Genomic DNA, 18,751 nt, shown 5'->3' on the forward strand with positions numbered 1-18,751 from the left:
AGGCCGGCGTGGCCGCGCTGTCCATCGAAGACCAGGTCAGCCCCAAGCGCTGCCCCCGCGGCGGCCGCCCAGTCGCTGGTGGTGCCCGTCGTCGATGCGGTGGCGCGGGTGCGTGCCGCGGTGGATGCGCGGCAGGACCCCGACCTGCTGATCGTCGCCCGCACCGACGTGGCCGACCCCCAGGAAGCGCTGGACCGCGCCGCGCTGCTGGCCGAAGCCGGGGCCGACCTGATCCAGCCCATCTCACGCACCTTCAGCCGTTACGAGGACCTGGTGCGGCTGCGCGAGGTGTGCGGCCGGCCGCTGTCGCTGCAGCTGATGGAAGGCACCTGGATGGCCAGGCTGGACCGGGCGCAGATCGAATCGGTGGCGGCCTTCGCCACCTATCCCATCGTCACGCTGCTGAGCGTGGTGCATGCGATGCAGGCCAACCTGGCGGCGCTGTCCGCGCAGCGCGGCGTGCCGATGGGCGAGCTGCCCTGCGGCCGCACCACGATGGCCGACTTCAAGCACACCATCGGCTGGCATGTGCTGGAGCAGCGCCAGGCGGTGTACGAGCGGCCCGCAGAGACCGCCGCCTGACCGCGGTGCGGCGCGCCCGCCGGCCGCCCGCCATCCCTTCCGCAAGCCCCGAGGAGACTCCATGCACGTCATCCGCCGCCGCGCCGTCGCCGCCGGCCTCATCGGCTCCGCCCTGCTGGCCGCGCTGCCTGCCGCGGTGCGGGCCCAGGCCGCCTTCCCCAGCAAGCCGCTGCGCATCATCGTGCCCTATCCGCCGGGCGGCGCCACCGACGTGGCGGCCCGGCTGCTGGCGCCGCGGTTGCAGGAGGAGCTGAAGCAGAACGTGGTGGTGGAGAACAAGCCCGGTGCCAGCGGCAACCTGGGCATGGTCTCGCTGCTGCAGAGCCCGGCCGACGGCCACACGCTGGCCATGAGCCTGACCGGCATGCTGTCCATCAATCCGGTGACCTTCAGCAAGGCCGGCTTCACCGCGGCCGATTTCGTGCCGGTGGCCCGGGTGTCGCTGGCGCCGCTGGTGCTGGTGGTGCCGGCGGATTCGTCCTTCAAGACCGTGGGCGACCTGGTGACGGCCGGCAAGTCGGCCGGCAAGGGCGGGCTGCCCTACGGCTCGGCCGGCGCGGGCGGGCTGTCGCACCTGGCCTCCGAGATGCTCAATGCCCATGCGGACGGCCACTACACCCACGTGCCCTACAAGGGCGGTGCGCCGCTGGTGCAGGCGCTGATGTCGGGCGAGGTGAAGTGGGGCCTGCTGGGCACGGCCGATGCGCGCGGCTTCATCCAGTCGGGCAAGCTCAAGGCGCTGGGCCAGCTGCGCGCCAGCCGCTCCGAGCTGTGGCCCGACGTGCCCACGGTGACCGAGCAGGGCTACCCCGGCGGGGTCGACTTCGACGTGTGGTTCGGCCTGGTGGCGCCCGCGAAGACGCCGCCGGCCGCGGTGCAGCTGATCAACCAGAAGGTGGCTCAGATCGTCACCGAGCCCGAGTTCCGCAAGCGGCTGAACGAGATCGGCGGCGTGGCCCCGCTGACGGGCAACACCGCCGCCGCCTTCAACGAGGTGCTGCAGCGGGAGGTGACGGTGCTGTCCAAGGCGGCGAAGGACCTGGGCCTGCAGCTGGACTGAGGCCTGCCGCCGCGGCCGCCTCAGTCCGCCGCGAAGCAGTAGAACCGGCCCACGCCGCCGGTGCGGATCAGCGCCTCCGTGCTGCAGCCGGCGGTCTGGTGCGAGAAGTTCCAGCTGGTGGCCCAGTTCTCGGGCAGCGGGCCGATGCGGTCGTGGTGGCCGACGATGGCCGAGCCGTCGGTGCTGCTCGTCCAGGCCTTGCAGGTGGTGTCGGTCTGCGGCGCGAAGGCGGTGCCGTCGGCGCGCGAGCCGGTGAGCATGTCGTGCTCGTTGGGGTTGTCGCCGCGGCCCTTGACCACGTTGCCGCGCTCGTCCAGCGCGGTGGCCTTGCTCAGGTGGTTGCCGTTGTGCAGGTGCGCCAGGTCGCGGGCGATCAGCTCGCCCTTGGCGTTGTGCCAGGGGCCCTTGCCGATGCGGTCGCGCGCATGCACCGACGGCACGCCGGTGGGATTGCCGCCCCCGGGAACTGCCCGGGCGTGCTGAGGTAGGCGCGCCAGGTGCGGCTGCCGGCGCCGGCGGCGCCGGCCAGCTTCTGGCAATGCGCGTCGGCGCCGGCGAGGCCGCCGAGGTCGGCTCCCTTGCCGCTGCCGACGCTGGTGACGAAGAACGTCATCGGTCCGCTGGACGGGCCGGTGGCGCAGGCGGTGAGGGCGGCCAGGGCGGCCAGGGACAGTGCGCGGTTCAGGCTCAAGACATCTCCTCCATGGGTCTGCATGCGGTGCCGATTACGCACCGCCTGCGCACCGCATGGTCTGAGGGACAACCCTTCCGCGCGGCGCCTTGCGCTGCGGGGCGGCGCATGGCCGGGGAGGCGGGCGGTGTCACGGTGGCGCCACGCCCGGGTCGGGCAGGCGGGGCAGGGCGCCGGGCGGCGCCGGTCCGCGCCGGGGCGCATCGCCCACCGCATATCCCCCCACCCACGAGACATCGCCCGAGGCGGAATCGGCCACCCGCATCCAGACGAAGCGGCAGGCACTGCAGCGGTACTGGAACATCACGCCGCTGGACAGGCCGCCCGGCTGCTTGCGCGCGCCGGTGGGCCGCAGGCCGGTGTGGCCCTCGGCGGGCGGCGAGCGCAGCAGTTGCTCGCAGGCATCGCACATCCAGCTGCGCGGGGCGGGCTGCAGCGCCTGCGCGTCAGCGGCGGGCATGCACCGGTCCGGCGGGGCGGTGGAGGAAGGAAAGCGCACGATCATGGTCGTCATCCTCTCGCAGGCATCGTGCCACCGACACGACCGGCGCGCGTGAGGACTCACCCGCAGGCCGGCTGCCCGCCAGGGCGTGGAACATCGCCTGCCTTCGGATGCGGCGCTCTCCGACGCGCAGCGGCCGGGCGGCGGGCCACAGTGGCGGCATCGCCGAACCAGGAGCGCACCATGGGCCGTACCGTCATTTCCGCTGAAGACCTGCGCGAGCTCATCCGCGAGGAAGCCGCCCGCCACGAGGCCTGTGCCGGCGTGCACTTCTCCGGCGTGGAGCCGCAGGAGCCCGATGCCTCCGGCTGCAACTGGACCCTGGCCGGCGTGCGCGGCAGCGGCGACTCCGCCGCCACCGCCACCTGCGTGCAAGCCCTGACCGCGGCCATCGAAGGCCTGCAGTCCCGGTACAACCTGCCATTGACGCGCTGACGCGCACGCGGTCCTTGGCGACCAGACCATCGTGGGGAGAGCCGACATGGCGACCAGACTGATCACCACCCTGTGGTTCGACCACGGCCAGGCGCGGCAGGCCGCCGAGTTCTACACCCGCACCTTCCCCGACAGCCACATCGGCCGCGCGATGGTGGCACCGGGCGACTTCCCCCGGCGGCGGACAGGCGGGCGCCGAGCTGACGGTGGAGTTCACCCTGATGGGCAGCCACTACCTGGGCCTGAACGGCGGCCCGGTCTTCCGGCCCAACGAAGCCGTCTCCTTCATGGTGGAGACCGAGGACCAGGAAGAGACCGACCGCTACTGGAACGCGATCGTGGGCCACGGTGGGCAGGAAAGCGAATGCGGCTGGTGCAAGGACCGCTGGGGCTTTTCCTGGCAGATCACGCCGCGCCAGCTGAACGACGGCATGGCCGATCCCGACCCCGCGGTACGCAAGCGGGTGTTCGACGCGATGATGACCATGCGCAAGATCGACATCGCCCGCATCGAGGCGGCGCGGCAGGGGCTGTAGCCACGAAAGGAAAGGGCGCCGGGCTTCGTCAGCCGTACCAGGCTCTTGTCCTCGGCCCGGGATCGGTTGTCGGAGTCCATGCCGCCAAACCATTCGACTACCCACTGAAGACGTGTTGGGTCCCGCCCGTCGGCGAGCCGGGCCGCCAGGGCTGCGTGCCGGTCAGCCGCTCGGCAACTGCAGCCCGTGCGAGGCCGCGTCGATGTCGGCCTGCAGCCTGGCATGTGCGTGCGCAGGCAGCTCGGCGCCACGCGCTGCCGTGCGCACCGCGTCGAGCTGCCGCCGCAGCGCGTCCCGCCGCCGCGCATCACGCGCGAACAGGCCGATGCGCGCCTGCATGCGGGCAAGCTCGGCATACACCTCGGCATGCGACCCCATGTGGCGCAGCAGCGGACTGAAGGCGCCTTCCAGCAAGGCGCCGAATGCCGGTGCCGGAAGCACCAGGCGCAGCCGGCCCTCCACCCGCCGTGCCGGCTCCGGCATGGGCCGCGATGCCAGCAGCGCCATGAGGTGGCCCAGCCGGTGGATGCAGGCGATCGCGGTGCTGGGATCGTGCACGCTGGGCGACAGTGCCTTCAGCGCCACGTCCACCAGTTGCTGGAGGCCATGAGCCACGTCCTGGTGCACGGTGCGTTCGGGCTGCAGCGTGAAGCAGCCGCACAGCATGTCGGCATCGGGCGGCGCGCCACCGAACACCTGGCACAGCGGCTCCTCACGCAGCACGAACTCGCCGACGGCCGGCACCACCTGGATGACCGCATCACACCGCGTGGCGGCGGCCAGCAGCGCATCGCCGTCGATCGACACCAGATAGCCGCTCGCAGGTGCGCGCACGGTCTGGCAAGGGCCGGACGGCAGTGCAGGCGCCGCGGCGGTGTCATCACCGCGGGTGGGCTCACCCACGTCGGCCGGGAACAGGCGATCGATCGCGGCCTCCGTCTCCTTGCTGATGCGACCGACGATGGAAGAGACCTGGATGGCCGACGCCACATGGTGGATGAAGTAGATGAGCAGTGCCACCGCAAACAGCGCCAGCATCACGCCGCCCAGCACCGCCAGCGAAGGCACGAAGTCGCCCTCGTCGCTGCCGCGGATCGTGCGCAGCACGATCAGGCAGTAGCTGAACACCGACACGAAGGCGCCCAGTACCACCTGCGTCGGCCGGTCCGACATGAAGTTGCGCAGCACCCGCGGCGAGTACTGGCTGGCCGCCAGCGACAGCGACACGATGGTGATGGAGAACACCACACCGGCCACCGTGATCATCGAGGTGGCGATGGCGCTGAGCATGCCGCGCGCGCCTTCCGCACCGGCACCGAACAGGCGCGGCCAATCTTCAGCGAGATGGGAGCCGGCCAGTGCTTGCGACTCGATGAGCAGCAGCGCCAGTGCGATGCTGCCGCACACCATCACGGCGGGAATGAACCACAGGCTGCCGAGCACCGACAGCCACACAGTGCGCAATCGGTTCATCCGGAAGCTCAGCGGATCAGCGGTCGACGCAGTCCACCCAGATCGACTCGATGTCCTTGAAGCGGCCCGTGGCGCCCCGAAGGTCGCTTATCTGTTCGCCCGGCTCCAGCAACGACGCGCGTTCCCAATAGCCCTCTTGCGTGAAGGTGCCTACGCGTGCCGTTGTGCCCACCATCACGCTGTCCCAATCACGCCAAGGCTTCCCGGTGCGGTCCATGTCCTTCAAGCCGACCGGTCCAAGCAAAACCAGTTGCTCGCCACGGTACTCCGTGCCATCGAAGAAGGTAACCCAGCAGCCGTTCCCAGCCGCCGCCGACGGTGGCACTGCGGGCCGCTCGGCCGGCAGTACCTGAACCGAAGGCGCCTGCGCCATGGCAACCCCACAAACCAGCAGGGCGAGTCCTGCCGACACGTGCTTGATCTTCATGAGTGCACCCCTTTAGGTGTGTGGTCAAGCTTCCTGGAACGCGACTTCGCGCTTGCCCCGGACGGCGGGCAACGCGACCAGCGCCACCAGGATGGCCGCGGCAATCAGCAGGCCCGCAGACAGCGGACGCTCGGCGAACGTGCCCCAGTCGCCGCGCGACAGCAGCAGCGCGCGGCGCAAGTTCTCCTCCATCATCGGCCCCAGGATGAAGCCCAGCAGCAACGGCGCGGGCTCGCACTGCAGCAGGTAGAACACATAACCCAGCACCGCGAACAGCGCCACCATGTACACGTCGAAGGTGTTGTTGTTGACCGAGTAAACGCCGATGCAGCAGAACACGCCGATGGCCGGGAACAGGAAGCGGTAGGGCACCGTCAGCAGCCGGATCCAGATGCCGATCAGCGGCAGGTTGAGGATCACCAGCATCAGGTTGCCGATCCACATCGACGCGATCAGGCCCCAGAACAGGTCGGGGTTGCTGGTCATCACTTGCGGGCCGGGCTGGATGCCCTTGATGGTCATCGCGCCCACCATCAGCGCCATCACCGCGTTGGGCGGAATGCCCAGCGTCAGCATCGGGATGAAGGAGGTCTGCGCGCCGGCGTTGTTGGCACTCTCGGGCCCGGCCACGCCCTGGATGGCGCCCTTGCCGAAGCGCTCGGGCGTGTTGGAGATCTTCTTCTCCAGCGTATAGGAGGCGAACGACGACAGCAGCGAGCCGCCGCCCGGCAGCACGCCCAGCAGCGAGCCCAGCGCGGTGCCGCGCAGCACCGCGGGCGCGGCCAGCTTGAAGTCCTCCTTCGTCAACCACAGTCCCTTCACCTCCTTGGTAAAGACCTCGCGCTGCTCGGCCGGCCGGCTGAGGTTGGCCACGATCTCCGCGAAGCCGAACAGGCCCATGGCCAGCGCCACCACGTTCACGCCGTCGGTGAGCTCGGGGATGTCGAAGCTGTAGCGCGGCACGCCCGAGATCACGTCGGTGTTGATCTGCCCGATCAACAGCCCCAACAGGATCATCGCGATGGCCTTGAGCAGCGAGCCCGAGGCCAGCACCACCGCGCCCACCAGGCCCAGCACCATCAGCGCGAAGTACTCCGCCGGGCCGAACTTGAAGGCCAGTTCGGTCAGCGGCGGCGCGAAGGCCGCGATCACCAGCGTGGCCACTGTTCCCGCAAAGAATGAGCCCAGGCCGGCGGTGGCCAGCGCCGCGCCCGCCCTGCCTTGGCGCGCCATCTGGTAGCCGTCGAGCGCGGTCACCACGGAAGCCGATTCACCCGGCACGTTGATCAGGATGGCCGTGGTGGAACCGCCGTACTGCGAGCCGTAGTAGATGCCGGCCAGCATTACCAGCGCGGGCGTGGCGTCCAGCGCATAGATGGATGGCAGCAGCATCGCGATGGTGGTCACCGAGCCCAGCCCGGGCAGCACGCCGATCAGGGTGCCCAGCAGACAGCCGACGAAGGCATACAGCAGGTTCTGCATCGTCAGGGCGGTCTGCAGCCCCAGCGCGAGGTTGTCGAGCATGTCCATGGGGCCTCCTTCAGCCGATGAAAGAGGGCCACACCGGCAGCGTCAGCGCCAGGCCCTTGATGAACACGAGCCACGAGCCCAGCGTCAGCACTACGCTGCCGATGGCCACATCGCGCCACGAGAACTGGTCGCCCGCGGCGCTGATGATGGCGATGAGGATGGGCAGCGCCAGCACCATGCCCAGCGTGGGCAGCGTCAGGGCGAACGACAGGATGGCCAGCACCACGATGGGCAGCGGCCGCCTGGACAGGCGGCCGAACTGCTGCTCCGGCGCCTGCCGGGTGGCCAGCCCGCGCACCAGGATTACCGCGCCCATCAGGGCGAGCAGGATGCCCAGCCCGAACGGGAAGTAACCTGGTCCAGGCCTGGCCGCCGATCCAAACGAGTACGAAGCGGCACCCACGGCAAAACAGATTCCGGCCACCGTGAACATCACGCCGGCCAGCAGGTCCTTCGTCAACTTGATCTGCATGGGGATTCCCTAGGCCGCAGCCGACAGTACATTTGCGCAAATGTATTTGCCATGGCCTTGCCGGCCAATACGTACTTTCACAGGGAACTTGTCGGGGCCTAGAGTTCGCTCAGTGGGCGACGGCTGCTGCGGTCGTCGGTGGACAGTTCCTGCAGCAGGCGGTCCAGGTCCTTGCTGAGTCGGCGCAGGCTGGCCGGATCCATGCGCCGTAGCGCGTCCGGCAGCACGCCGGAGAATGGCCCAGGCGCCTTGCGCAGCAGTTTTGCGCCGGCCGGTAGCAGCTCCAGCTGCACCGCGCGGCGGTCGCTGCCGCCGCGGTTGGCGGCAATTAGCTCACGCTCGATCAAGCCCTTGACAAGGTTGCTCGCGGTGGACTGGTGGATGTCCAGCGCCCGGGCCAGGTCGCCCACGCCGATGCCGGGGCGGTCGCGCACATGATTCAGGGCCCACAGCTGCGCCCCGCCCAGACCCACCTTCTTCTCGACCTGCGCGAAGTGGCTGCGGACCGCACCGAACACCTGCCGGAACTGTCGCAGCACCTGTCCCGCGGGATCGTCTTGTGTGCTGCCCTGCGCCGGGGCAGCCGGCCGCGGGCCGATCTTGCGTGTTGCCATGCGGACGATGATAGGGGTAGCCTGCGGGCACCTGGTGCCGGCGCAGGCCGCCACTGGTCACAGGTCCAGCACGTTGTTCTGAGGGTTTTCCACCGAGCCGTCGAGGATGCGGGCCACCGACACGTCGCGGCCATGGTAGGCACGGTTGGCGTCGCGGTCCAGCATCACGTCGGTGACGCCCACCGACACGCCGGCGTACGCGCCCTGGGTGCCCGACCACACCACCACGTCCTGCACCTTGCCGGCCGAGGCCTAAGTGCGCTGGGAGTACGGACCGATGGACAGACCGGCATCGGCGCTGAGCGAGAAGTTGCGGTCCGAGCGGAAGCGTTCGACCGCGCGGTCGCTCATGAGCAGCAATGCCATCGACCCGGCGGACGCGCCGGCCTGCGCGCCCAGGATCAGAGCACCACGTCCGTAGTCCGGCAGGATGAACACGCCCTTGGCGGTGCCGAGCAGCGCGGTCAGCCCGGGGTCGGCCTTCATGCGCTGCACCACCTGCACCACCTCCGACAGCTCGCGGCCCACCCGCGCATGCTCGTCCACCATGCGCTTGGCGAAGCGCTTGACTGCCGGATCGGTGGGACGATCCATGGCCAGCCGCCCGGCCGCCACCTCGGTGGCATTGGCGCGCGATGCCTGGCCACGAATGGGACTCAACGAGGCCTGCCCCGGTTGGGAATGCGGTTTGCAGCCGGGCAGGCGCATACCACCGCCTGGAGCCACCATGAAGTACTCCCGCTTCGCAGCAATGATCGTCACGTCCACCGTCGTCATGCTGGTGCTTATGTACCTCAACACCTATGCGCTGGCGCATGTGTATTTCAGCGAGACGCGGTTCTTCATGGCCCTGCTGATGGGGGCCACGATGGCCATCGTGATGCTGGCGTTCATGTGGGGCATGTACCCGCATCGCAGCGTCAATGCGGCCATCCTGGTCAGCAGCGTGCTGCTGGCCGCGGCCAGCTTGTGGCTGGTCCGCAGCCAAGCCACGGTGGACCAGGTGTCGTGGATGAAGGCGATGATTCCGCACCACTCCATCGCCATCCTCACCAGCGAGCGCGCGCACCTGGAAGACCCGCGGGTGCGCAAGCTGGCCATCGGCATCATCGAAACCCAGCGGCGTGAGATTGCCGAGATGCAGGCGCTGATCGACGAGCTGCAGCTCCGCCGCTGACGCCCGCATGCACTGGCCCCGGTGCTGCGCCATCACCGCGTGCCCCGGTCGGCCGGAGACGACGCCACGGGCGAGTTCTGCAGGTTGCGCCGCCTCTCGCTCACCCAGTTGCGGCCGCCGAGAGCGTCAATGCGGCTTTCGTCGAAGCCGCGCACGTTGCGCATGGTCTCGCGGCTGACGTCCAGAGGTCGCCGTGTTCATGTCGACCAGCAGGTCGATGATCTGGCCAATGTGCTTGCTGGCCCGCACGGCGCGGTAGCCCTGCGAGGCACCTTGCCGGCATGGCCAGAGTGGCGGCCAGCAACGGCCATGCCACCACCCGCAATGCGTTGGATGGGTTGATGGATCTTCATGCCAAGCTCCATACGAAGTGTTGAATATCCCCGCGTGGGAGAAGGCGTATGGATGCCGGTTCCAGACTGCGGTCCGCATGGACCTAGGACTTGCCTGACGCCCGCTGCCGAAGCTGTTGGTTCACCTCGGCCGACAGCAAGATGGCCAAGCCGGCCGCGAAGAGCCACAGCATCAGCAGGATGACTGCGCCGATGCTGCCGTACGTGGCGCCGTAGCTGCCGAAGTACTTCGTGTACCAGGCAAAGCCCACCGACGCACACACCAGCAGCGCCACTCCGGTGATGCTGCCTGCGGTCAGCAGTTGGAAACGCTGGCGGCGGTTGGGCGCAAGGTGTTCGACCAAGGCAAAGGCCAGCAGCAGGCCTGCCAGGATCACGACCCAGCGGAAGGCAAGAAACAGCCAGCCCATTGCCCATGCCCCGCCCAGCCGGACCACCAGCCAGTCCTGCAGTCGGTCGCCCAGCACGATCAGCGAGAATCCGCCGATCACCAGCACCCCGAACAGCAGGCTCAGCCCCAGCGCGGTGAGCCGACCGCGCAGAAAGCCCCGGCTCTCGCGCACGCCATAGGTGCGGTTGAGCTGCCGCATCACCGCATACATGCCGGTGGACGTGATCCATAGCGAGCCGGCCAGTCCGGCCGACAACAAGCCGCCGCGCTGTTCGGTGGTGATCTCCTGCACCACATCGGAGAAGAGGTCGGCCGCATGGCCCGGCAACGCCTGGCGCAGCAGCTGCATCAGGGCCTGGTCCACCTGCTCGATCGGCAGGTAGGGGATCACGGCCATCACCACGATCATGGCCGGGAGGATGGCTAGCGTCATGTAGAACGCCAACGCGGCGGCGCCGTTGAGCACGTCGTCATGGCGTACCTTGGCCCACAGCGAGCGCATGAAGCCGACGGACGCGGCACCGCGCAAGGTTCTCATGTCCATCGGCGTGCCTGCCGGGTTGCACGGCACCGTGCTTGCAGCTTCGGCGCATGTTCTTCGACAAATGGCACGGCCTGCTGCGCACCGTCATCGCGGGTGGCGCCGCCTATGTATTCCTCGTGCTGCTGCTGCGCGGCTCGGGCAAGCGCACGCTGTCCAAGCTCAATGCGTTCGACCTCATCATCACCGTGGCCCTGAGCTCCACCCTGGCCACCAGCGTGATGTCCAAGGACGTGGCGCTGGCCGAGGGCATGACGGCGCTGGTACTGCTGGTGGGTCTGCAGTGGCTCATCACCGGGCTGTCCGTGCGCTCGGCCCGGCTCTCGCAGCCGGTGAAGTCTGAGCCCAGGCTGCTGGTTCACCAGGGTCGCTTGCTGCCCGCGGCGATGAAGCATGAGCGTGTGACGGAAGACGAGGTCCATGCGGCGCTGCGCACGCAACGAATAGGCCGGGTGTGCGACGCGGCCGGCGTGGTGATGGAAACCGATGGAAGCCTGAGCATGATCCTCGGAGGCGAGGGGGGCTGGCCCCATCGATGCGCTGCCCCTGTGGACTCGTGACCAACGTGCATCTGTCGCAACCATATTGCGGCAAATGTGTCCGACCCCAGGCTCTTACGCGGTGCACGAAGTTCAGCCGGGTGCCCCGCCGATCCGCGGGGCAGCATCGGCCGCGATGGACAGAGCAGCTGAGGCGCGAGCTCAGCTTTTACCCGTACATGATCATCGCCAGATGGACGACCCGTGATTGATGACATGGATCGGTCGCTGGCTGAATGCAACGGCGTCGAACTGTGGCCACTGCAATGGCGCAGCGGCTCGGTGCCGTGCCGCGGCCCGCACACCGAACACCGCACGGTCCGCCTTGGGAATCTTGAGCTGCGCTTGGTCGCGAACGACGGGTTGCTGGAGAGAGGCCCGTCGGCGTCCCCAAGCACCCCCGGTGCTGGCTGGCATCGCAACGGCTCCGCGCGTGCTGCAAGCCATCCCGGCCTGCCCAGCCTTCGTGCGGCGCAGCAGTGATGAAGGCCGCCTCCGGCTCAGCGGTTGCTGCCCTGTCCGGCCGATGCTGCCTCGTCAGTGGCGGCCGCGGCGGAGGCTGCAGGAGCGGCGGAAGCAGCGGAAGCAGCGGAAGCAGCGGAAGCCACCCCGGAGGCCACAGGCGCCGCGTTGGAAGCGGCATCTGCCGAGGGCTGCCTCGACGGCGTCATGCGCCACAACGTATTCGAAAGGTCGTCCGCCACCAGCAGCGCGCCGCGGGGGTCCACCGTCACGCCCACGGGGCGGCCGCGCGTCTTGCCGTCGTCCCCGAAGAACCCGGTGACCACATCCACCGGATCGCCGGCCGGGCGGCCATCCCGGAAGGGAATGAAGATCACGCGGTAGCCGCTGGGCGGATCGCGGTTCCAGCTGCCGTGCTCGCCCACGAACAAGCCTTGCGCAAACTGCTGGCCCATGGCGGGCGTCGAGAAGGCGAGGCCCAGCGTGGCCACGTGGGAGCCCAGGCCGTAGTCGGGCCGGATCGCCGCGGCCACCTTGGCCGGATCCTGCGGTCGGACCCGGGTATCGACGTTCTGGCCCCAGTAGCTGTACGGCCAGCCGTAGAACCCGTTCTCCTTCACCGACGTCACGTAGTCCGGCACCAGGTTGGGCCCGATCTCGTCGCGCTCGTTGACCGCCACCCACAGCTGGCCCGATCCAGGCTGGACGGTCAGCGCCGTGGGGTTGCGCAGGCCGGTGGCATAAGGGCGATGGGCGCCGGTCTCCGCGTCGATCTGCCAGACCATCGCCCTGTCCACCTCGGCCGGCATGCCGCGCTCGGTGATGTTGCTGTTGGAGCCGATGCCCACGTACAGGAAGCGCCCGTCGGCGCTGGCGGTCAGCGCCTTGGTCCAGTGGTGGTTGATGGCCGACGGCAGGTCGGCCACCTTGACCGGCGGGCCGCCGGCCGTGAACTGTCCGGGCTGGTAGTCGAAGCGGACGAGTGCGTCCTGGTTGGCCACGAAGAGCCGGTTGCCCACCAGCGCCAGCCCGTAAGGTGCGTTCAGGTCCTTGGCGAAGACCGTCCGCGATTCATAGACGCCATCGCCATCCGCATCACGCAGCAGCGTCAGGCGGTTGCCGCCTTTGACCGACGTCGTGCCGCGGGCCTTGATGACGCCGGCAATCATGTCCTTCGGTGTCAGCGCGGGGGCGCCACCCCCCCGTCCTTCGGCCACCAGGATGTCGCCATTGGGCAGCACCAGCGTCTGCCGCGGGATCTGCAGGTCGGTGGCGATGGCCGTGATGGTGTATCCCTCGGGCACCTGCGGGCGGCGATCTCCCCACAGGGCCGGCTCGGCAATCTTCATCGAGGGCAGCAGGCCGCGCTGCGGCTCGGGCAGCCTGGGCTCGGCGCCATACACCGGCGGCTCCGCACTGCCGGAGCAGGCAGCCAGGAACACGAGCGGAAGGAGCGCCGCGACGCCGCGCTTGACGGGGGTCATGCGCGCACCCCGCTTCGCTCGAAGCTGAGACTGAGCCAGCTGGCCACCGCCACCAGGGCGAAGACGATCACCGCGAGCACCAGGCCCTCTGGCAAGGTAGCGCCGGCGTCCTTGGCATGCACCAGCGAATTGACGAAGCCGATGATCCAGCCCGCCAGCAGCAGCGCGCCGGCCAGCACCGGGCGGCGCCGCCTGCGATGGGCGCTGACCATCGACAGCACCGACCAGAGCAGCGCCAGGCCGCTGAGCAGCAATGCGCCCGCGTTCAGCCAGGAAGCGAAGTTCTTCCACTGCACCTGGTCGCTGTTGGCATAGGCGATGTCGCTCATCAGCACGCCGAGGAACATGGGCACGCTGCCGGCCAGCAGCAGCACATGGAGCGGATGCAGGGGCCGGTGTACGGCCGCGCTTGTATCGAAGGTTGCGGTGGTCATGCAACCCTGGGGCAATGCGCGTGCCTCATGCTGCGCCAGGTTGCAAAGCACGGCGTGCGCGTGGCGTTCGTCGCGGCCCGGCGGGTGGCGCGTCAGCGCGGACACCCTTGGCGGAAGCGGTGAGATTCGAACTCACGGGCCCTTGCGAGCCGCCGGTTTTCAAGACCGGTGCAATCGACCACTCTGCCACGCTTCCTTGGTCGCCCTGGCGGCATTCTCGCTCAAGCGGGCATCACCCCGGCACGGCCGCCTGCGCGCACTGCACCTGATGCACTTCATGCCGCCCGCCGTCCACCCGCATCGCGGTGAGGGCGCCGCCCCAGACGCAGCCCGAATCCAGGCACAGCAGATCCGGGCGCTGGGTGAAGCCCAGGGTGGACCAGTGGCCGAAGGCCACCTTCACGCCGGCCGTGGCGCGGCCGGGCACGTCGAACCAGGGATGGTGGCCGTCCGGGGCGGCGCCGGCGCCGTCCTTGGTCTTGAAGTCCAGCGTGCCATCGTCGGTGCAGAAACGGATGCGCGTGAGCACGTTCACCACGAAGCGCAGCCGGTCGTGGCCGGCCAGGTCCTCGTGCCAGCGGCGCGGCTCGTTGCCGTACATCGCCGCCAGGAAGGCGGCCAGGTCGGGGCCGCGCAGCATGGCTTCCACCTCGCCGGCCAGCGCCAGCGTGGTGGCGGCGTCCCACTGCGGTACCACGCCGGCATGCACGCACAGCCAACCGCTGTCCATCAGCGCGAGAGGGCGCTGGCGCAGCCACTCGATCCATTGCGCGCGCTTCGGGTCGGCCAGGATGTCGCCCAGCGTGTCGCTGCGGTGCAGCGGCCGGATGCCGTGCGCCACCGCCAGCAGGTGCAGGTCGTGGTTGCCCAGCAGCGCCTCGGCCGAACTGCCCAGCGCATGCAGCCGGCGCAGCGTGTCCAGCGATCGGGGCCCGCGGTTGACGATGTCGCCCAGCACCGTGAGGTGGTCGCGCGAGGGGGAGAAGGCGATCTCGTCGAGCAGCTGCTCGAGCGCGTCGCAGCAGCCTTGCAGGTCGCCGATGAGGTAGTGCATGGGGTGATTCTGCTACGCTGGGCTGCCCTGCTACCCGGTGCCGCTGCGTCTGCGCACAGCGGCATTTTCTTGAATGGACATCGCGTTACTCGTCTGCCTCATCCTGATCAACGGGCTGTTCGCCATGTCGGAGATGGCCCTGGCCTCCAGCCGCAAGGCCCGGCTGCAGGTGATGGTGGAGGGCAACGAACCCGGCGCCCGCACGGCGATGGTGCTGCACGACGATCCCACGCGCTTCCTGTCCACGGTGCAGATCGGCATCACCTCCATTGGCGTGCTCAACGGCATCGTGGGTGAATCGGCCTTCGCCGGCCCGCTGGCGGAGTGGATGCTGCAGCGCTTCGACATGCCCGAGCGCGTGGCCGGCATCACCGCCACCGCGCTGGTGGTGATGGTGATCACCTTTGCCACCATCATCTTCGGCGAACTGGTGCCCAAGCGGCTGGGGCAGATGTTCCCCGAGCGCATCGCGCGCCTGGTGTCGCGGCCGATGCTGTGGCTGGCCATCGCCACCCGGCCCTTCGTGGCGCTGCTGTCCTTCAGCACCGAAGGCATGCTGCGGCTGCTGGGCATCAAGGCCGGGCCCAGCCGCAGCGTGACCGAGGAGGAGATCGCCGCCAGCTTGAAGAGGGCCTGGACGCCGGCATCATCGAGCACCAGGAGCACCAGATGGTGCGCAACGTGTTCCGGCTGGACGACCGCCAGGTGGGCTCGATGATGATCCCGCGCAACGAGATCGAATGGCTGGACGTCAATGCGCCGATGGAGCACACGCTGGCGCAGATGGCCAGCGGCGGCCACACCCGCTACCCGGTGTGCCGCGGCGGCATGCAGGACGTGATCGGCGTGGTGTCGGCGCAGAGCCTGCTGCCGGCACTGGCGCGTGGCCAGTCGGCCACGCTCACCGAGCACCTGGCGCCGCCGGTCTTCGTGCCGGAGACGCTGTCGGGCATGGAACTGCTGGAGCACTTCCGCGCCTCGGGCGCGGAGCTGGTGTTCGTGGTGGACGAATACGGCGAGGTGCAGGGCGTGATCACCGTGCGCGACGTGCTGGAGGCCATCACCGGCGAGTTCGGCGCGCCCACCGACGAGGACGCCTGGGCCGTGCCGCGCGACGACGGCACCTGGCTGCTGGACGGCCTGATTCCCGTGCCCGAGCTGAAGGACCGCCTGCACCTGAAGGAGCTGCCCGAGGAGGACCGGGGCCGCTACAACACGCTGGCTGGCATGATCATGCTGCTGCTGGGCCGGCTGCCCCGCACCGCCGACAAGGTGGAGTGGAACGGCTGGCTGTTCGAGGTGGTCGACCTCGATGGCAAGCGTGTCGACAAGGTGCTGGTGAGCCGCCTGCCCCCATCTGAAGAAGAGACCGAAGAATGATCCATCCTGCCCTGCACAAGAACCCGGTTGCGCTGGACCGCGACCAGCACCGCACGCTGCGCGTGCGCCAGGACTACGCCGATGTCTCGCACACCGCGGCGCTGAACTCCATGTTCCTCACCGCGGTGGAGTTTGCGGACGCCTGCAAGGAATACCCCATCGTCTTCGTGCGCGCCGGCACCGACCCGCAGACGCAGAAGCCCGACATCGCGCCGGTGGCCGTGTTCGGCCTCACGCCGGACGAGAACCTGTTCGCCGACGGCACCCGGTGGCAGGCCGACTACGTGCCCGCGGTGCTGCGGGCCTATCCCTTCGCGATGGCGCAGCTCAACGAGCAGAACTACGCCATGTGCATCGCCCGCGAATGGCCCGGCTTCTCCGAGACCGAGGGCACGCCGCTGTTCGAGGCCGACGGCAAGCCCACGGTCTACCTGACGGAGATGCAGCAGTTCCTGGAGAAGCTGGAGCTGGAGGTGCAGCGCACCCGGCTGGTGGGCCAGAAGCTGGTGGAGCTGGAGCTGCTGCGCGACATGCGCTTCGACGCCACGCTGCCCGACGGCAACAAGCTCACCGTCGACGGCTTCCTGGCCATCGACGAAGCCAAGTTCGCCGCGCTGCCCGACGACAAGGTGCTGGACCTGCACCGCAGCGGCATCCTGGGCCTGATCAATGCGCACCAGCTCTCGCTGGGCAACATGACGCGGCTGATCCAGCGCCGCGGCCGCCGCACCGCCAACGCCTGATCCCGGCGCGCCCTGTGCGCTGTGCGCACGGCGCGGCCGCGGCGGAGGCTAGCATCGGCCGCGCACAAGGGCCGCAGGGGCGGCCGCAGGAGCAGCAGGCATGTCGGGTTCCGCCTTCGAAGGCTTTTTGTCCACGCCGCAGATGCTGGCCGTGTTCGGCGAGGCGTCGGTCATCCAGTCGATGATGGACTTCGAGGCCGCGCTGGCACGGGCCGAGGCCGCGGTGGGCCTGATCCCGCAGGCCGCGGCGACCGCGATCGCCGGCGTGTGCCGGGCCGAGCTGTACGACGTGCCGGCCCTGGTGGCCGCCAGCGGCCGCGCCGGCAGCCTGGCCATCCCGCTGGTCAAGCGCCTGACCGACACGGTGGCGCTCTTCGATGCCCAGGCCGCCCAGGTGGTGCACTGGGGAGGCACCAGCCAGGACGTGATCGACACCGGCATGGTGCTGCTCACCCGCCGTGCGCTGGCGCTGATCGACGACGACCTCTCTGCGCTGAATGCCGCGCTGCTGGCGCTGGCCGCGCAGCATGCGGGCACCCCGGTGATGGGCCGCACGTTGATGCAGCCGGCCTCGGTGGTGAGCTTCGGCTTCAAGGTGCTGGAATGGGCCGCACCGCTGGTGCGCTGCCAGCAACGGCTGCATGCGCAGGCCGCGCGTGCGCTGCAGCTGCAGTTCGGCGGCGCCGTGGGCACGCTGGCCACGCTGGGCGAACACGGCCCCGCGGTGGCGCAGCACATGGCCACCCAGCTGGGCCTGCCGCCGTGGCAGGGCGCCTGGCACACCCAGCGCGACGACTGGGTGGCGCTCGGCTGCGAGCTGGGCGTGCTGGTGGGTGCGCTGGGCAAGTTCGCGCGCGATCTTTCGCTGATGAGCCAGGGCGAGATCGGCGAGCTGGCCGAGCCCACCGGCGCCGGCCGCGGCGGCTCCACCGCCTTGCCGCACAAGCGCAATCCGGTGGCCAGCATGGTGGCGCTGGCCGCCGCCCAGCGCACGCCGCACCGCGTGGCCGCCTTGCTCGGCGCCATGGGGCAGGAGCATGAGCGCGGCCTGGGCAACTGGCAGGCGGAGCTGGCCGAATGGGCGGGCCTGTTCATCAGCGCGCATGGCGCGGTGCATGCGCTGGCCGAAGCCGCCGCCGGCCTGCAGGTGCATCCGCAGCGCATGCGGGGCCACATCGAGGCGCTGCAGGGCCTGGTGAGCGCCGAGGCCTGCACCACGCGGCTGGCCGGCGCCATCGGCAAGCCGGAGGCACAACGATTGCTGGAGCAGCTCTCGCAGCAGGTGATGGCCGAGGGCCGCCACCTGCGCGAGCTGGTGCAGCAGGCCGTACAGGCCGATGCCCGGCTGCGCGAGGCAGTGCCCGCCGCGGAGATCGACCGCCTGTTCGATCCCGACCACGCGGCGCAGCCGGCCGCCCGGCGCACGCAGGAACAGCTGGCCCGGCTGCAGCCGCTGGCCGCGCAGCTCGCGGCCGCCCGACCCTTTGCCGATGCGGCATCCCCCACCGACCCTACACAGCAGGAACAAGCATGAGTGCTCGCCAGGATGATTTCGACCGCGGCCTGAAGAACCGCCGCGCGGTGCTGGGCGACGCCTGGGTGGACAAGTCCACTGCTGGCGCCACCGCGTTCAATGCCGAGTTCCAGGACCTGATCACCCGCTTCGCCTGGAACGACATCTGGGGCCGCCCGGGCCTGGACCACACCACGCGCCGGCTGCTGGTGCTGGGCATGACCATGGGCCTGGCCCGCTGGGAGGAGTTCGAGCTGCACTGCGGCGCCGCCATCCGCGGCGGCGTGCCGCTGGAGACGATCAAGGAAACGCTGATGCAGGGCGCCATCTACTGCGGCGTGCCGGCGGCCAACACCGC

Annotated in this window: 20 protein-coding genes, 1 tRNA gene and 4 pseudogenes; 10 read left to right on the forward strand and 15 right to left on the reverse strand. The window is 69.5% G+C overall.

All coding sequences use genetic code 11. The features are described from left to right. Positions 1–81 precede the first annotated feature (81 nt). The gene (locus LRS14_RS01090; protein ID WP_257798274.1) at positions 82–582 is read left to right on the forward strand and encodes a hypothetical protein; all 501 of its coding nucleotides are present in this window, start codon (positions 82–84) and stop codon (positions 580–582) included. 61 nt (positions 583–643) lie between these two features. After that, entirely contained in the window at positions 644–1,642 is a 999-nt protein-coding gene (locus LRS14_RS01095) for a tripartite tricarboxylate transporter substrate binding protein (RefSeq protein WP_257798275.1), read from the forward strand. A gap of 20 nt (positions 1,643–1,662) precedes the next feature. Here LRS14_RS01095 and LRS14_RS30110 read toward each other — a convergent pair whose 3' ends face one another. From LRS14_RS30110 to LRS14_RS01105, 3 genes are all read right to left on the reverse strand, one after another. Continuing rightward, entirely contained in the window at positions 1,663–2,073 is a 411-nt protein-coding gene (locus LRS14_RS30110) for a hypothetical protein (protein WP_310740781.1), read from the reverse strand. Beyond that, positions 2,016–2,333, reverse strand: a complete 318-nt coding sequence (locus tag LRS14_RS30115) for a hypothetical protein (protein WP_310740782.1) — start codon at positions 2,331–2,333, stop codon at positions 2,016–2,018. The genes LRS14_RS30110 and LRS14_RS30115 overlap by 58 nt, the downstream gene beginning before the upstream one ends. Before the next feature lie 130 nt (positions 2,334–2,463). Continuing rightward, on the reverse strand, positions 2,464–2,793 hold the full coding sequence (locus LRS14_RS01105; RefSeq protein ID WP_157039722.1) for a hypothetical protein: 330 nt from the start codon (positions 2,791–2,793) through the stop codon (positions 2,464–2,466). 225 nt (positions 2,794–3,018) lie between these two features. On the opposite strand from LRS14_RS01105, the gene LRS14_RS01110 reads away from it, so the two are divergent. Together LRS14_RS01110 and LRS14_RS01115 are read left to right on the forward strand one after the other, a co-directional pair. After that, positions 3,019–3,270, forward strand: a complete 252-nt coding sequence (locus LRS14_RS01110; RefSeq protein WP_257798276.1) for a hypothetical protein — start codon at positions 3,019–3,021, stop codon at positions 3,268–3,270. A gap of 46 nt (positions 3,271–3,316) precedes the next feature. Next, positions 3,317–3,806 (forward strand): annotated as a pseudogene (locus tag LRS14_RS01115) (VOC family protein). A gap of 162 nt (positions 3,807–3,968) precedes the next feature. On the opposite strand, the gene LRS14_RS01120 reads toward LRS14_RS01115, so the two are convergent. From LRS14_RS01120 to LRS14_RS01145, 6 genes and pseudogenes are all read right to left on the reverse strand, one after another. Next, positions 3,969–5,279, reverse strand: a complete 1,311-nt coding sequence (locus tag LRS14_RS01120; RefSeq protein WP_083440848.1) for a DUF2254 domain-containing protein — start codon at positions 5,277–5,279, stop codon at positions 3,969–3,971. A gap of 16 nt (positions 5,280–5,295) precedes the next feature. Continuing rightward, complete coding sequence (locus LRS14_RS01125) at positions 5,296–5,706, reverse strand: hypothetical protein (protein WP_046115236.1); 411 nt, start codon at positions 5,704–5,706, stop codon at positions 5,296–5,298. Between the two features lie 24 nt (positions 5,707–5,730). Beyond that, positions 5,731–7,236: a tripartite tricarboxylate transporter permease gene (locus LRS14_RS01130; RefSeq protein WP_257798277.1), complete on the reverse strand. Its 1,506-nt coding sequence runs from the start codon at positions 7,234–7,236 to the stop codon at positions 5,731–5,733. A 10-nt stretch (positions 7,237–7,246) separates the two neighbouring features. After that, complete coding sequence (locus LRS14_RS01135; RefSeq protein ID WP_046115234.1) at positions 7,247–7,708, reverse strand: tripartite tricarboxylate transporter TctB family protein; 462 nt, start codon at positions 7,706–7,708, stop codon at positions 7,247–7,249. A gap of 98 nt (positions 7,709–7,806) precedes the next feature. Then, positions 7,807–8,322 (reverse strand): MarR family winged helix-turn-helix transcriptional regulator, encoded by a 516-nt coding sequence (locus LRS14_RS01140; protein ID WP_257798278.1) that lies wholly within the window; start codon positions 8,320–8,322, stop codon positions 7,807–7,809. Positions 8,323–8,379: 57 nt separating this feature from the next. Beyond that, a pseudogene (locus LRS14_RS01145) lies at positions 8,380–9,099 on the reverse strand (YSC84-related protein). Between LRS14_RS01145 and LRS14_RS01150 the strand changes: the two are divergent. Beyond that, a complete protein-coding gene (locus LRS14_RS01150; RefSeq protein WP_257798279.1) occupies positions 9,050–9,499 on the forward strand; it encodes a DUF305 domain-containing protein in 450 nt (149 codons plus the stop codon). The pseudogene LRS14_RS01145 and the gene LRS14_RS01150 sit on opposite strands and share 50 nt — an antisense overlap. 32 nt (positions 9,500–9,531) lie before the next feature. On the opposite strand, the gene LRS14_RS01155 is transcribed toward LRS14_RS01150, so the two are convergent. Together LRS14_RS01155 and LRS14_RS01160 are read right to left on the reverse strand one after the other, a co-directional pair. Next, positions 9,532–9,663 carry a hypothetical protein gene (locus tag LRS14_RS01155; protein ID WP_257798280.1) on the reverse strand — a complete coding sequence of 44 codons (132 nt, stop codon included), beginning with the start codon at positions 9,661–9,663 and terminating at the stop codon, positions 9,532–9,534. 272 nt (positions 9,664–9,935) lie between these two features. Continuing rightward, a complete protein-coding gene (locus LRS14_RS01160; RefSeq protein WP_257798281.1) occupies positions 9,936–10,772 on the reverse strand; it encodes a YihY/virulence factor BrkB family protein in 837 nt (278 codons plus the stop codon). A 62-nt stretch (positions 10,773–10,834) separates the two neighbouring features. Between LRS14_RS01160 and LRS14_RS01165 the strand changes: the two genes are divergently transcribed. After that, positions 10,835–11,344 (forward strand): DUF421 domain-containing protein, encoded by a 510-nt coding sequence (locus LRS14_RS01165; RefSeq protein WP_257798282.1) that lies wholly within the window; start codon positions 10,835–10,837, stop codon positions 11,342–11,344. Between the two features lie 479 nt (positions 11,345–11,823). Here LRS14_RS01165 and LRS14_RS01170 read toward each other — a convergent pair whose 3' ends face one another. The 4 genes from LRS14_RS01170 to LRS14_RS01185 form a co-directional block, all read right to left on the reverse strand. After that, positions 11,824–13,269 carry a sorbosone dehydrogenase family protein gene (locus LRS14_RS01170; protein WP_257798283.1) on the reverse strand — a complete coding sequence of 482 codons (1,446 nt, stop codon included), beginning with the start codon at positions 13,267–13,269 and terminating at the stop codon, positions 11,824–11,826. Beyond that, positions 13,266–13,703 carry a DUF2231 domain-containing protein gene (locus LRS14_RS01175; RefSeq protein WP_257798284.1) on the reverse strand — a complete coding sequence of 146 codons (438 nt, stop codon included), beginning with the start codon at positions 13,701–13,703 and terminating at the stop codon, positions 13,266–13,268. The genes LRS14_RS01170 and LRS14_RS01175 overlap by 4 nt, the downstream gene beginning before the upstream one ends. Positions 13,704–13,811: 108 nt before the next feature. After that, positions 13,812–13,899 (reverse strand) — tRNA-Ser (locus tag LRS14_RS01180). Positions 13,900–13,935: 36 nt separating this feature from the next. Then, positions 13,936–14,757: a symmetrical bis(5'-nucleosyl)-tetraphosphatase gene (locus LRS14_RS01185; protein WP_257798285.1), complete on the reverse strand. Its 822-nt coding sequence runs from the start codon at positions 14,755–14,757 to the stop codon at positions 13,936–13,938. A gap of 73 nt (positions 14,758–14,830) precedes the next feature. Here LRS14_RS01185 and LRS14_RS01190 point away from each other — a divergent pair. The 4 genes and pseudogenes from LRS14_RS01190 to LRS14_RS30120 form a co-directional block, all read left to right on the forward strand. Continuing rightward, positions 14,831–16,137, forward strand: a pseudogene (locus tag LRS14_RS01190) (hemolysin family protein). Continuing rightward, positions 16,134–16,880: a SapC family protein gene (locus LRS14_RS01195; RefSeq protein WP_257798286.1), complete on the forward strand. Its 747-nt coding sequence runs from the start codon at positions 16,134–16,136 to the stop codon at positions 16,878–16,880. Before LRS14_RS01190 ends, LRS14_RS01195 begins: the two are co-directional and overlap by 4 nt. 100 nt (positions 16,881–16,980) lie before the next feature. Beyond that, entirely contained in the window at positions 16,981–18,414 is a 1,434-nt protein-coding gene (locus LRS14_RS01200) for a lyase family protein (RefSeq protein ID WP_257798287.1), read from the forward strand. Beyond that, positions 18,411–18,704 (forward strand): annotated as a pseudogene (locus tag LRS14_RS30120) (carboxymuconolactone decarboxylase family protein); the annotation flags it as partial. The gene LRS14_RS01200 and the pseudogene LRS14_RS30120, both read left to right, overlap by 4 nt. Positions 18,705–18,751 lie beyond the last annotated feature (47 nt).

This window comes from Aquincola sp. J276 (assembly GCF_024700035.1).
GTDB classification, from domain to species: Bacteria; Pseudomonadota; Gammaproteobacteria; order Burkholderiales; family Burkholderiaceae_C; genus Aquincola; species Aquincola tertiaricarbonis.

What these genes read in the sequence shown, in the direction of transcription:
- LRS14_RS01095 (WP_257798275.1), top strand. Translation starts at nt 644, where the DNA reads ATGCACGTCATCCGCCGCCGCGCCGTCGCCGCCGGCCTCATCGGCTCC.
- LRS14_RS01105 (WP_157039722.1), bottom strand. Translation starts at nt 2,793, where the DNA reads ATGCCCGCCGCTGACGCGCAGGCGCTGCAGCCCGCCCCGCGCAGCTGG.
- LRS14_RS01110 (WP_257798276.1), top strand. Translation starts at nt 3,019, where the DNA reads ATGGGCCGTACCGTCATTTCCGCTGAAGACCTGCGCGAGCTCATCCGC.
- LRS14_RS01120 (WP_083440848.1), bottom strand. Translation starts at nt 5,279, where the DNA reads ATGAACCGATTGCGCACTGTGTGGCTGTCGGTGCTCGGCAGCCTGTGG.
- LRS14_RS01125 (WP_046115236.1), bottom strand. Translation starts at nt 5,706, where the DNA reads ATGAAGATCAAGCACGTGTCGGCAGGACTCGCCCTGCTGGTTTGTGGG.
- LRS14_RS01130 (WP_257798277.1), bottom strand. Translation starts at nt 7,236, where the DNA reads ATGGACATGCTCGACAACCTCGCGCTGGGGCTGCAGACCGCCCTGACG.
- LRS14_RS01135 (WP_046115234.1), bottom strand. Translation starts at nt 7,708, where the DNA reads ATGCAGATCAAGTTGACGAAGGACCTGCTGGCCGGCGTGATGTTCACG.
- LRS14_RS01140 (WP_257798278.1), bottom strand. Translation starts at nt 8,322, where the DNA reads ATGGCAACACGCAAGATCGGCCCGCGGCCGGCTGCCCCGGCGCAGGGC.
- LRS14_RS01150 (WP_257798279.1), top strand. Translation starts at nt 9,050, where the DNA reads ATGAAGTACTCCCGCTTCGCAGCAATGATCGTCACGTCCACCGTCGTC.
- LRS14_RS01155 (WP_257798280.1), bottom strand. Translation starts at nt 9,663, where the DNA reads ATGCGCAACGTGCGCGGCTTCGACGAAAGCCGCATTGACGCTCTCGGC.
- LRS14_RS01165 (WP_257798282.1), top strand. Translation starts at nt 10,835, where the DNA reads ATGTTCTTCGACAAATGGCACGGCCTGCTGCGCACCGTCATCGCGGGT.
- LRS14_RS01170 (WP_257798283.1), bottom strand. Translation starts at nt 13,269, where the DNA reads ATGACCCCCGTCAAGCGCGGCGTCGCGGCGCTCCTTCCGCTCGTGTTC.
- LRS14_RS01175 (WP_257798284.1), bottom strand. Translation starts at nt 13,703, where the DNA reads ATGACCACCGCAACCTTCGATACAAGCGCGGCCGTACACCGGCCCCTG.
- LRS14_RS01185 (WP_257798285.1), bottom strand. Translation starts at nt 14,757, where the DNA reads ATGCACTACCTCATCGGCGACCTGCAAGGCTGCTGCGACGCGCTCGAG.
- LRS14_RS01195 (WP_257798286.1), top strand. Translation starts at nt 16,134, where the DNA reads ATGATCCATCCTGCCCTGCACAAGAACCCGGTTGCGCTGGACCGCGAC.
- LRS14_RS01200 (WP_257798287.1), top strand. Translation starts at nt 16,981, where the DNA reads ATGTCGGGTTCCGCCTTCGAAGGCTTTTTGTCCACGCCGCAGATGCTG.